Genomic DNA, 12371 nt, shown 5'->3' with positions numbered 1-12371 from the left:
GATGCGTGGCTATTTTTACCTGCTGGCCTTTTTCGGACTCGGCGCCTGCAGCGTTGGCCCCGACTTCTCCAGGCCTGCCGCTCGACTGCCCGCCACCTGGGCCGCAGAACCCCGGGAGGTGCGCAGCAATGCCGCCACCCGGACCATCGACGCCCACTGGTGGCGGCAATTCAACGATCCGTTGCTGAGCGAACTGGTCGAACGCGCCGCCCAGGCCAACTTCGATGTGCGCACCGCCAATGAACGTCTGCTGCAGAGCCGGGCGGCCCGCCAGATCGCCGGTGCGGAGCAACTGCCCGGGGTGGCGGCCGACGGCAGCTACCAGCGCCAGCGCAACAGCGCCGTCGGTCTGATGGACGCCTCGGGCCACAGCGGCAAATCGCCTTTCGAGCTGTGGAACCTGGGCCTCGATGCCAGTTGGGAAGTCGACCTGTGGGGCCATGTACGACGCGGCCTGGAAGGCGCCGGGGCCGCGGTCGAGCTCAGCCGCGCCCAGCGCGACGGCGTGCTGCTCAGCGTCGCGGCGGAAACCGCCACTGACTACCTGCGCCTGCGTGGTACCCAGGCGCGCCTGGAAGTGGCGCGGCAGAACCTCGACATCGCCCGGCAGAGTCGAGACCTCACCCAGACCCGCTACGACAACGGCGTGACCACCCAGCTGGACACCGCCAATGCCGCCGCCCAGGTTGCCGATATCGAAGCCCGCCTGCCCTTGCTCGAGGCGCAGCAGGCCCATCTGATCAATGCCCTGAGCTATCTGCTCGGCGAACAGCCGGGCAGCCTGAGCGCACGGCTGTTGCCTCCGGCAGCGATTCCCCTGCCCCCGCTCCGGGTGCCGGTCGGCCTGCCTTCGGAACTGGCGCAACGGCGCCCTGACATCCAGCAGGCCGAAGCCGCCCTGCACCGCGCCACCGCCGCCATCGGCGTGGCCGAGGCCGACTTCTATCCACGGGTCAGCCTAGGCGGCGGCTTTGGTTTCCAGGCGCTGCAGGGTTCGGACATCGGCAGTTGGGGTTCGCGGCAATGGAGTTTCGGTCCCAGCCTGTACCTGCCGATCTTCCAGGGCGGCCGGTTGACCGGAACGCTCGAACTGCGCGAGCACCAGCAGCAGGAAGCGGCGTTGAACTACCAGCGTACGGTGCTCGCTGCCTGGCATGAGGTGGACAATGCGCTGACCGACTACAGCGCCGAACAGCGTCACCATGCGGCCCTGGAAGAAGCGGTGAAGCAGAACCGGATCGCCCTGGCCAATGCCCGGCAGCGCTACAAGGAGGGTGCGGTCGACTTCATCAACGTGCTGGGCGTACAGCGAGCGCTGATCGCCAACCAGAGCGAACTGGCCGACAGCGCGACCCGCGTGTCGACCAACCTGGTGCAGCTCTACAAGGCACTGGGCGGGGGCTGGCCACAGCCTGCCAAGGACAGTTGAAAACTCCCACAGGGTCTACCGCCCAACGCGCCCCAGGCGAAGCCGCGCCATGTTCAGCGTATCGGTCAACACCCCATCGCGAATCGCATAGGCGCGCATCACCCCCTCCTCCTCGAACCCGAACTTGCGGTACAGGGCCTGGGCCGCCTGGTTGTCGACATAGACGCTCAACTCGACCCGTTGCAGGTTCATCCAGTTGTCCGCCACCTCCAGCACCGCCGCCAGCAACTGCGAACCAATGCCCTTGCCCTGCCAGGCCGTCGCCACGCCCATGCCGATACTCCCGGCATGACTGCGCCGCACCCGCGCATACTGCTCCAGCGAGCAACTGCCGATCACCACGCCCTGATGCAACGCCACCAGCGACAGCTGGCGCTCGTTGCCCTGGTTCTGCAGCAACCGCTGACGCCACACCTCGGCTGACTGGAACGGCATCTGCAGGACCTGACGGCAGACCGCAGGCTCGTTGTACAGCGCGGTGACGCCGTCGATATGGGCTTCGCGGAAACGTTCGAGGGTGATGGCGGGAGTGTCGGCGGGCATCGTCTTTTTAATCCATGAAAAATGACAAGGCCGCCCAGTGTAGCGGCCTGTACGGTTACAGGCGAATCAGCCACACAGGCCGCCAGACCTACTCAAACCACTCCCGCCGCTCCCTGAAGGTGTTCAATATCAGCTCGACGATCATCTGCACCTCTTCCCTGCCCTCGGCCCCACGCCGGGTGGCCAGCCAGGCACGCCGCTGCATGCCCTCGTGGAACAGGCCGGGCAAGGCCGCCAGGCCACGGTCGAAGCGGGTGATGTAGCGCGGCAGCAGACCGATGCAGGCACCGCAGCGGATCATTTCCAGCATCAGCTCGTAGGAATGCACCTGCACCACGCCGGCCAGGCGCTGCTCCAGCACGTTGTTCCACGGCTGGAAACCTTCGACCTGGCGATCCTGCTGCCACTGCACCAGCATGTAGTCCTCCAGGTCCTGCAGCGAGTCCGGACGCACCGCCACCCGCGAGTAGCGCTTGGCGATGTGCGGCAGGTAATCCAGCCGCGCCAGGGGCTGCGGTGGGGTCGTGTCGAAACTCGGCCCGGGCAGTGGCGAGTCGCCATCCGACAGCCAGACCACCACCTCGGCACTCAACGCCTGCAACGACAGGACGCTGTCCACCGGGATGATTTCCAGGCGCACGCTGGCGTTGCGACGCAACAGGGCGATCAGGTCGCGACCGAGGATGTCGTGCAGGATCGACTCGGCAATCACCAGCCTGACCAGTGGCTGCTCCATGACCGGCAGCCGCCGTTCGTGGGCCAGGGCCAACAGTTGCGCCTGCAGGTGCTGGCCTTCACGGCTCAGGGTCAGGGCGCTGCCCTGGTAGACGAACAGTGGCCGATTGAGCTGGTCTTCAAGCGCCGCCAACTGCTTGCGCAACTGGGTCGACTTGATATTCAGGCTGCGCGCCGCCTGCATGAAGCAGCCACAGCGCGCACTGGCGAGAAAAAACTGTGCGGTTTCCGGCTCGATCCGCTCGGCCAGCGCCAACCAGCCCCCGTGCGTCTCGACGGGGTCGTGATACTCCATGTCGCCCGTACGCTGGGCGGGTTCATTCAACGACATCATTCAGACTCCCTGTCGACGCCTCACGGCGCCCAACCATCCAATGGCAAGTTTCCCGTCAGTGTTTGTCTTCCAGTACCTGGTTGAGCACCGCGCCATCGATGCTCAGGGTCGCGGTGTTCAGCATGCCTTCCAGATAGGCCTTGGCAATCTGCTGCTGACGCTGGGCCCGCAGGGCTTCACGCAGGCGATCGCGCAGCTCGTCGAGAGTGGCCGTGCGTGCCGGCTGCAGCTCGGTGAGCCTGACGATATGAAAGCCCGCCGGGCTCTGCACCGGATCGGCCACCTGGCCGACCTTCAGCCGCGACAATACCCCGCGCACTTGCGGCATCAGTTGCTCCAGCGGTTGCAGTCCGGTATCGCCACCGCGGCTGGCGGTTTCGCGGTCCTGGGAATACTGGGTCGCCAGGGCGGCGAACTCGCCCGGTGCGGCCTGGGCCTTGCGGCTCAGGTCCACGGCCTGCCTGCGCACGCTTTCCAGCGATTGCTGATCGGGCACCGCCAGGAAGATCTGGCTGACCCGGTACAGCGCCGGCGTCTGCCACTGCGACTTGCCGCTGTCGTAGGCCTGCTGTAGCTCTTCGTCACTCGGATAGTCGGCCGGCACCTGGCTGACCGAGGCCATGTAGTTGCGAAAGACGATCTGCTCGGTGGCCGCCCGGGTCTGCTGCTCGATTTCCGGGCGCTGGCGCCAGCCCTGGACATCGGCCTGTTCGAGCACCGCCTTCTCCGCCAGGCGGGTGCGCAGCCAGCTTTCCAGGGCGCCGCGGTTGCTGCGCAACTGCTCGCGCGACGCCTGCGGCAACGCCGCGAACAGCGCCTTCAGCTCTTGCGGGGACACTTGCTGGTTGCCCAGCCGGGCCACCGCCGGCGCACTCGCGGTGGCTGGTACGGCGGCCGGTGCCGGCTGCACCGCCGCCACCGGATCGTTACCCGGACGCATGGCCAGGGCAACGGCCCCGACCAGCACGGCCAGCGCGCCCGCGCCGGCCAGCAGGTTGCCTCTGTTCACAGGGCGGCCTCCTCCTCACGGGTTTGCTCCGGCTCGGCCGCAGCCTGGGCCTTGGCCTGCAACTGCGCGGCCTGCTGGCTGTATTCGCGCAGGTAGACGATGAACTCCTGCAACAGGCGATCCCACAGCTCCAGGTTGGCCCGCAGGTAGTTGACGCTGACGCCCGCGGCGACCACCACGTCCATCTCCATCACCAGGAACTCGCCCTGCGCCGACAAGCGGGCGAAACGCCGCGAAGCGTTCCACAACTCGGCCAGGCCGGCCGGCAGCTCGCCCTGCACACGCAGGGCGCAGCTGTAGGTGAAGTCGACATAACCGCCCTCCTGCACCGAGGGATTGCCGAAGCGCACGGCATAGCCGATGCCCTGGCTGGCGCTGAGCAGTTGCACGATACCGTTCTGCTCGGTGCGGTTGACCCGGTAGCCGGCGCCTTGCAGCAGCTCGGTCAGGCTGTCGGGGGTAACTTGTTCGATCAGTTGCTCGCTCATGGAGGTTCTTCCTTGTGTCATGGGTTCAGGGATGCGTGGGTCGCATCGAACTGGTTCTTGTAGAGGTCATCGCCAAAGGCCTGGGCCATTTCCTCGAACTTGACCCGGGCGCTGCCGGCAAACGGCTGGCGGATCTTCATCACTTCGGCCACGTCGATCTTCTCGTAGGCGGCGAGGATGTCCTTGGCGATGCCGTACATCTGCTGATTCTTGGCTGAACATTGCTGCACTTGTGTGTCACGCTCGGTCAACTGGCCCTGCAACCTGGCCCGTTCGGCTTCCTTGGCCTTGGCCATCACCAGCAGGTCGTCATAGGCCTTCTTGTACTTGCCCAACTGCTCGTTGGCCGCCACGGAGAAGGCCTGGGCCTGGTTTTGCAGGGCCTGCTGCTGGCCAGCCAGTTGCTCGCTCAGGCCCTTGGCCCTGGCCAGCTCGGCCGTCAACTGCCGGATCTGATCCTGGGCCGCCCTGGCCTGGTTCTCGGCGGCAATCCGTGCCGCACTGGCCTGGGCCTGCTCGCTTTGCAGCGCCTGCAACTGCTGGGTGGTGCTGCGCAGCTGGGTCCGCAGGCGCTCTTCCATGCCTTCGGCGCTGGCGCCGTGGGCAGTGAAGAGACCAACGGTCAGCAGGCACAACGCTGCCGGGATTCGCCTGTTCATGGGGATTCTCCTTCGGGCTTAGAAGCGCGTGTTCAGCTCAAGTTGGAAGACATCGACCTGGAACGGGTCGCCGTAGACTTCCTCGGCGCTCAACCAGCGGGCCGAGGCGATGATGTTCTTGTCCAGGCTGTAATTGCCGCCGATGAAGTAACCCTTGGCGTTGGTGCCGCCCAGGTGGTAGGAGGAGTCGTTGAAACCGTCAGGCAAGGCGTCCGGCTGGATGTACTTGTAGCCGGCGTAGAGGTTCCAGTCGCCCTTCTTTTTCAGCTCGAGCGCGTTGCCGAGAGTGAATTGCATCATCAACGCGCTGCCACCGCTTTCGAACTCGCCGTTGCTGTTGATGTTGTTGACGATCTGGCCCTCGGAACGCTTGAGCATCTCGCCCTTGTCGTACGCCAGGTTATGAATGAAGTTGGCCTGGCTGCGCAGCTTGAAGTCTTCCGGCAGTTGCGTATCCCAGGCCAGATTCAGGTCGAGCACGTTGAATTCCGAGGCCAGGCCCAGGTACTGCGGCTGCGGCGTCAGGTTCGGGTTGGTCGGGTTCGGCGTGATGTTGCGCAACAGGAACACGCTGTTGCCGTGCTGCATGAAGGCCAGGCGGGTGCCATCCGTGTCGCAACCCGGCTGGCCGTCCCACGGCTTGCAAGGGCTGGAACGCTTGCCCTCGATATCGTTGAAGCTGTAGTAGGCCGCCGAGCCCTTGAGGCTGTTGTCGGCGTTGATCTTCCAGTTGGCGCCGATCTGCCCGCCGATCAGCCATTTGTTCTGGCTGTCGGCCTTGTCGATGCCGTTGCTGGTTTCCGAGTCCGAGGTGTATTCGACCGGGAATGCCCCGAGGGTACCGAACAGGCCCCATTCGCTGTTGAGCGTGTGATTGAACACCGCCGCCACGCCGTCGAAGTTCAGGTCGTTGGAGTACATCATGTCGGTGGAATAGAACGGGTTGGCGAAGCGCCCGCCGGTTACCGTCAGGTCCTGCGAAGGTTTCCAGCTGATATACCCCTGGTCGAGCCAGATGTCCTTCTTGGCAAAGCCGCCGCCGAGGGTCTGGGTGGTCGAGACCGGGTTGTTGTCGGAGCCGGTGCCGATGCGCACGCCGGCGACCCACTCGGGCGTCAGGACCGCCTTCATGCCCAGGCGGGCACGCAGGCGGAACAGGTTCTCGCGGTCCTCGCGGCTGTTGAGCAGCGGCGGATACTGGGTGTTGGTGCTCCGGTTCACGTCATAGGGCGAGCCGCTGTTGATCCTGGCGTAGTCGATCAGGGTGTTGCCGTTGCCACCTGAAAAGTAGCGGGACTCATTGCGCACGCGCAGGTCACCGTCGAAGCTGATGCGCGAGACCCAGTCCGGGAAAGTGTTGGGTTGCGCCCAGTTCTCCTGCCTGGCGGTCGCCATGACTTCGGCCTTGACCTGGTCGCGGATCTGCTCGCGAACAATCGCCGGCACGTACTGCACCCGCACCTCTCCCGGCGTGGCCGAAGGGGTCGCAGCTGCCACGGCGTTGGCCTGACGTGCCTGTACTGCCTCCTTCTCGGCCTGGGCGATCAGGCCCTCGGCCTGTTCCTGCTTGAGCACACCCTGCTGCACCAGCAGGCGGATCAGATTGATCGTGGCGTTCTGCGAAGGCGCGGCGGGCTGCGCCGCCACCGCCTGGCCGACCAGGGTCGCGATGACCATGCCGACCGCCAGGGTCAATCGATTCACGTTGGAAATCATTTGCACACAACTCCTGTTGAAAAGCGTGAAAGTGTTCGATCAGTCCGGGCGTCGGCCCTTGAGCGATACGCGAATGGGCAAGGTCAATGAAGCCGGTGTGCGCTCCCTGAAACGCGGTGCGTTCTGCAGGGACGCGATGATCCGCTCGTCAATCTTCGGCTCGCCGGTCCCCTTGACCATGGCCACCTTGAGCACATCGCCGTCCGCCGAAAGCCAGAAATCGACCTGCACCGAAAACGCCAGCCGACGCAGGTCCGGGTCGTCACGCAGCAGCCGTTGCAGGGTCGCGGCCAGGTACTGCTTGTAGGTACCGGTACCCAGCCCGCCCCCGCCGGAACCAGCCATGCCACCGCCCTTGCCCGCGCCGATGTTGAACGCGTCGCCGCCGGCCTGGGCGTCGCCGTCGATCTGCATCGGGTTGGCCAGGTCGTCCGCCGGTGACGGCGGTGCCTCTTCCTGAGGCTTGATGTCCTCGGGCTCGGGCGTCGGTTCGGGCACCTTCTCCTCCACCGGCGGTTCCGGCTCCTTGGGTTTCTCCGGCTCCGGAGGCGGCGGTGGTGGTGGAGGCGGCAACGGGATGATCATCGGCACCTTCGGCGCCTCACGCCGTACCCCGCTCATGTCATGCGCCCACTGCCACAGGAACCAGGCGGCAGCCGCCCCCAGCAGCAGCCCGGCGCCCCACTTGAACAGGCGCAGCGGCGACGGCTTCACGGGCTCGGGGCTGATCGGTAATTTCGCGGTCATGGTCAGCCCTGATTCGGTTTGCCGGTGACCAGCCCGACCTGGGACAGCTCCAGGCGCCGCAGCAGGTCGAGCACTTCGATGACTTTCTGGTACTGCACCGTGGCGTCGCCGCGCACGATGATCGGAAAGTCCGGGTTCTGCGCCTTCTCGATACGCAGGCGTTCCTCCAGCTCCGGCAGGGTCACCGGATAGGCATCGAGGAAGACCTGGCCACCGTCGTTGACCGAAATGGCCTTGGTCTTGGCCTCGGACAGCGACACCGAGGCACTGGCCTTGGGCAGGTGGATCTGGATCCCCGAGACCTGGGCCGTGGCGGTCAGGATGAACATCACCAGCACCACCATCAGCACGTCCACCAGGGGCGTGATGTTGATACTGTCGACGGCGGCATCGTCATCGTCGTCATGGGAGGCGTTTACGGAAGCCATGGCAGTTCCCTCCCCTCAGACCGACAGCAGGTCGACGGCATGCTGGCCGGCCTGGGCGGGCCTGGCACGATTGGCGTCATGGCTCTGCCCCTCACCGTGCATTTCCGCCAGGCGGGTGATGAACTCGTCGACGAACACCCGCATGTCGGCACTGACTTCCTTGTTGCGGGTGATCAGCCGGTTGTAGCCGAACAGCGCCGGGATCGCGACGAACAGGCCCATGGCGGTGGCCAGCAGGGCTGCGGCCATGCCCGGAGCGATGGCGTTGATGTTCACGTCACCGGCCATGGCCGTGCCGAGGAACACCACCATGATCCCCAGCACCGTACCGAGCAGGCCGATGTACGGGCCGCCGGCGATGGCGTTGGACAGTGTCGAGAGTTTCGAACCCAGTTGCTGGTTCTCCCGGGTGCGCACACCGTCCATGGAGCAGCGGATGGCCTCGATGGTGGCCGCCGAAACCGACGAGGTATCGGCGCCCTGGGCGCGACGGGTGCGGATCTCCTTGACCGCCACCAGATACAGGCGCCACAGCGAGGAATGCTCCAGGCGGCGGGCCAGGTCCTGGTCGTCGGCGAACATTTCCAGGCGCGTACCGACCTGGGCGAACTGCTCGCGGAACGCCTCGTTGGCGCGGCTGACACGGCTCAGGGCGCGGTTCTTGCGGACCATGATGACCCACGACTGCAGCATCATCAGCACCAGGATGGCGATGATCACCCAGGCATCCGCCGGCACCGACTTGAGCAGGAAGCCCAGGCTGCCGAAGCCGAAACCGGACTGTTCCTCATCGGCGCCATAGGCCACCAGCTTCGACTCGGCGCCTTGCGCGCCGGCATCGGCCAGCAGCACGGCGGCCGGCCGCACGACCTTGGACAGGCGCAGCTCATCGATGGCGCCATGGAAGCCGGCGAAGGGGCTCGCTGCTGCCGCGGGGTCGGCAGCCGGCAGGTCGCCGCCCAGGGCGATCGGCGAATTGAACGCCGCGACTTCCTGGGCCAGGCTGGCACTCTCACGGCCGTTGACGAACAGCGAGACCTTGCTGCCCTGGGCGGTCAGCGCCAGGTGCTGCCACTGGCCAGGGTTGAGCGGCTGGGTCGATACCACGCGCTGACCGTTGACCTCCACGAAGGGTGTACCCTGGCTGACCCCCAGCAGCAAGGCATGGCCACCTTCGCGCCGGGCCATCAGCAACTGCTCGCCCGAAGCCTGGTCCAGACGCACCCAGGCGCTCAGGGTGAAGGCCCCCCGGCGTTGTATTGCAGCGACGGACTGGCCGGCAACAGCAGCGGCTGGCCACTGAACTGCAAGGCCGCGCCGATCACCCCGTCGATACGGCTGCCGGTGGCGTTCTGCGCGTGGTTGGAGAAGGCCGTGGCATCCTTCGCCGGCGTCCCCGGCGCGCCATCGAAGTGATAGACCGCGGTGTAGTTCGGTTCGAAGGCCAGTTGCCCATTGCTGGTGGCCGGGGCCTTCGGGTTGCCGTAATACATCCAGATGTCCTGGCGCTGGCCGCCTTCGACCTTGGGCACATCGACCCAGATCAGCGCCATGCCCATCAGCGGGTCGAAGCTTTCGATCTGGTAATTGAGCACGGTCTTGTCGTCGGCCGCGATGAAGCGCAGGTCCGAACCGTCTTCCTTGACCCCGTCGAAGGTGAAGTTACCGGTGTGCAGGCGTACCAGCAGGCTGGTACGGCCCAGGGCCTCGCTAATGGCCGCGCCCTGGGGCGTGGTGTCGACGCTGATCTGCTTGCGGTAATGCCAGTCGTCCTGCCACCAGGCCTGGGCGGTGGCCGGGAGCACGAAGCCCAGGCAGATCAACAGGGACACGATTAAGCGTGACATGCGGTGGTTCTCCGTCAGTAAAAGGGTCAGAAAGTCGCCTGCACACTGAAGTGCAGACGTGAGTCGTATTTGCGGGTGTTCGGGCCGTCGAGCAGCGGGTAGCCCCAATCCAGGCTGCCGGACAGCCATTTGCTCAGGCTGGCGCGTGTCCCCAGGCCGACGCTGGCCAGGCTGTATTCGTCTTCCTGCTCGGGCAGGGCCTTTTCCAGGGTCAGCCGCGCGCCTTCGGCGAAGGCGTAGAAGCGCCACTCCTTGACGTAGCTGCCGACAAACCTGGCCAGCGATGGCGTGCGCAGTTCCTGGGAGAACAGCATCCCGCTGTCACCCGAGCGCTCGGCCGCCAGGTAGCCACGCACCGAAGTGGCGCCCCCGGCGGAAAACTGTTCGTTGGACACCAGCGGGCCGGACGCCAGCTGGAAGGCTGCCTTGGACGCCGACTGCCAGTCGCGGGTGAAGGTGTAGGTGTAATTCAGGTCGCCCTTGAGCACGGTGAAGCTGGGGCTGGCACGGTAGCGCTTGTAGTCGAACTCGTCGGAATCGCTGCCATAGCCGAAGAAGCTGCGGGTCGCCGCCACCAGGTTCAGGCCCAGGCCGAGCTGGGCGCTTTCGGTATAGCGGTAGCCGTTGTAGCCAAAGGTCAGCGGGGCGTACTTGAGCGGAATCTGGTCGCTGCTGCTGCCGAACTTCAGCTCTTCCTCGAAATCCTTGAAGTCCACGCCGATGGAGAACGAGTTGGCCCAGGCCCCGCTGGAAGGCAAGGTGTAGATACCCGAGACGCCATAGGAATGGCCCTTGCCCAGTACGTTGCTGCCGCCGATGGTGGCGACATTGCTGTCGGACTGGTAACCGGAGAACTGCAGGGTCCAGCGCTCGCTCAGCGGTGCGCTGTAGGAACCGGACCAGACCTTGGCGTTGCTCTGGTCCTCGGGGGCGGTGAAGTAGGTCAGCGAGACGCTGTGCCCCAGTTGCCAGAGGTTGTCGTAACCCAGGGAGGCGACTGCTCGCAGCTCCTTGGTGTCGGCACTGTAGTCGTTGTTCAGCCCAAGGCTGGCGTGCCACGGATTCTGGTCCTCGACCTGCAGGTCAACGTCCATGGTCCCGGGCCGTTGGCCTTCGCGCACCAGCGGCATGACCTGGCGACCGGCACCCTTGTTGAGCGCCGCCAACTCGCTCTGGACCTTGGCAAAATCCGGTACCTCGCCCTCTTTCAGGGCCGGCACGTCTTCGCGGATCTCCACCGGCGAATAGTGTTTGGCACCCACCACGCGCACCCGGCCAACCTTGGTTTCGCTGACCTGCAGGAAGACGATGCCACCCTCGACCTTTTGCTCGGGCAGTTCGACGAACACCGACTGATACCCCTTGGCCTGGTAGACCTTCTGCAGGGCATCGCGGGCGCCTTCGATATCGGCCAGGGCCTTCTGCGGACCGAGGAACGGGTAGACCGCTTCCTCGATATCCCGGGCCTGCAACACGGTGTTGCCGCGCACGACGTACTCGTTGACGTCCACCAGACGGGCCACCGGAGCCTCCTCGGCGACCGATGGCCCGGCCAGCAGGGCCAGCACCAGGCCCGCGCCGGCCGGCCAGGCGCGTCGTGCCCCTGTCGGTCGCGCCGTCTCTTTGAAGAACAGATGCTCCACACCGCCCCCTTGATTCAAGAAATGGCCCCGAGCGTTGTCGAGGCCGCATGGCCGGGGCTGTCGCCCCTGGCGCCTCATTGGTTGTTCGTGATCGCCAGCGATGGATGCCGTGCCAGCCAGGTGTGCAACAAGGCGAAGTTCAGCGAGAACTCCGGCATCTGCAGCAGGGCGCCACAGAACAGTTCACCGACGATTTTCTGGATCAGCAGCACGGCCTGCGGGTTGTCCAGCAGCGTGGCGATGTCCTTGCTCAGGACGTTGAAGCTCCAGACCTTCTGGTTCAGGTCCAGGCCGACGAACCAGCGGAACAGCAGGTTGTAGTTGAGCTGCTCGTACAACTGCTGTTCGCCGGGCACCGAATACAGCAGTTGCAGCAGAAGGATGTGCATCACCGTCTGCGGGGCGATCAGCATCTTCGCGTTGGCCCCCGCCGCCAGCAGGACGTCGCGATGCTCGTCGAGCAGGTCGTCGATCTGTGGCCGCAGCAGCACCAGCGAGTGACCGGGCGGGATGTAGCTGGAGACCTCCTTCAAGGCGCCCTGCCAATCTTCCTGGGACACGATCCAGACCCACGGTGCACCGTAGCGATAGACCGACACCGGCTTCTTGCGCGCCGCCTCGACGATCTTCGACAGGCGCTGGTCCAGCTCCTGCATGCCCACTTTCGAGTAGCGTTCCATAGTCCCCATACCCTCCCCTCCAGCGTTCCCTGAAACCTTGGAAAACGGGGCCTGACGCCTCCGTGCCCGTTCTACATATCCAAGACGGGGCTGGCCTTGTGCTACCGAACTTT

General features: G+C 65.3%; 11 protein-coding genes and 1 pseudogene. 1 reads left to right on the top strand and 11 read right to left on the bottom strand.

The features are described from left to right. The first annotated feature begins 1 nt into the window (after nucleotide 1). Nucleotides 2-1429: an efflux transporter outer membrane subunit gene (locus tag ACZ5KU_RS13790; protein WP_416773241.1), complete on the top strand. Its 1428-nt coding sequence runs from the start codon at nucleotides 2-4 to the stop codon at nucleotides 1427-1429. Between the two features lie 15 nt (nucleotides 1430-1444). Here ACZ5KU_RS13790 and ACZ5KU_RS13785 read toward each other — a convergent pair whose 3' ends face one another. The 11 genes and pseudogenes from ACZ5KU_RS13785 to ACZ5KU_RS13735 all read right to left on the bottom strand — a co-directional run bounded on the left by ACZ5KU_RS13785 (nucleotide 1445) and on the right by ACZ5KU_RS13735 (nucleotide 12258). Next, the gene (locus ACZ5KU_RS13785; RefSeq protein ID WP_054061491.1) at nucleotides 1445-1972 is read right to left on the bottom strand and encodes a GNAT family N-acetyltransferase; all 528 of its coding nucleotides are present in this window, start codon (nucleotides 1970-1972) and stop codon (nucleotides 1445-1447) included. Nucleotides 1973-2060: 88 nt separating this feature from the next. Then, nucleotides 2061-3038, bottom strand: coding sequence for a LysR family transcriptional regulator (locus tag ACZ5KU_RS13780; RefSeq protein ID WP_464737329.1), 978 nt, complete (start codon nucleotides 3036-3038; stop codon nucleotides 2061-2063). Nucleotides 3039-3096: 58 nt separating this feature from the next. After that, entirely contained in the window at nucleotides 3097-3981 is an 885-nt protein-coding gene (locus ACZ5KU_RS13775; RefSeq protein ID WP_464737407.1) for a peptidylprolyl isomerase, read from the bottom strand. Between the two features lie 65 nt (nucleotides 3982-4046). Then, on the bottom strand, nucleotides 4047-4538 hold the full coding sequence (locus ACZ5KU_RS13770; protein WP_464737328.1) for a YbjN domain-containing protein: 492 nt from the start codon (nucleotides 4536-4538) through the stop codon (nucleotides 4047-4049). Nucleotides 4539-4555: 17 nt separating this feature from the next. Further along, nucleotides 4556-5197 (bottom strand): hypothetical protein, encoded by a 642-nt coding sequence (locus ACZ5KU_RS13765; protein ID WP_054062317.1) that lies wholly within the window; start codon nucleotides 5195-5197, stop codon nucleotides 4556-4558. An 18-nt stretch (nucleotides 5198-5215) separates the two neighbouring features. Further along, nucleotides 5216-6913, bottom strand: a complete 1698-nt coding sequence (locus ACZ5KU_RS13760) for a putative porin (RefSeq protein WP_416773237.1) — start codon at nucleotides 6911-6913, stop codon at nucleotides 5216-5218. A gap of 39 nt (nucleotides 6914-6952) precedes the next feature. Further along, entirely contained in the window at nucleotides 6953-7660 is a 708-nt protein-coding gene (locus tag ACZ5KU_RS13755) for an energy transducer TonB (RefSeq protein WP_054057512.1), read from the bottom strand. Between the two features lie 2 nt (nucleotides 7661-7662). Beyond that, a complete protein-coding gene (locus ACZ5KU_RS13750) occupies nucleotides 7663-8088 on the bottom strand; it encodes an ExbD/TolR family protein (RefSeq protein WP_054057511.1) in 426 nt (141 codons plus the stop codon). A gap of 15 nt (nucleotides 8089-8103) precedes the next feature. Continuing rightward, nucleotides 8104-9935 (bottom strand): annotated as a pseudogene (locus ACZ5KU_RS13745) (DUF2341 domain-containing protein). A gap of 26 nt (nucleotides 9936-9961) precedes the next feature. Then, on the bottom strand, nucleotides 9962-11656 hold the full coding sequence (locus tag ACZ5KU_RS13740) for a ShlB/FhaC/HecB family hemolysin secretion/activation protein (RefSeq protein WP_416773233.1): 1695 nt from the start codon (nucleotides 11654-11656) through the stop codon (nucleotides 9962-9964). Then, nucleotides 11653-12258, bottom strand: a complete 606-nt coding sequence (locus tag ACZ5KU_RS13735; protein ID WP_054057509.1) for a transposase — start codon at nucleotides 12256-12258, stop codon at nucleotides 11653-11655. Before ACZ5KU_RS13735 ends, ACZ5KU_RS13740 begins: the two co-directional genes overlap by 4 nt. Nucleotides 12259-12371 lie beyond the last annotated feature (113 nt).

The organism is Pseudomonas sp. Tof1 (genome assembly GCF_055390395.1).
The sequence above is the reverse complement of the archived record's forward strand: the minus strand, read 5'-3'. Positions and strand labels throughout refer to the sequence as shown.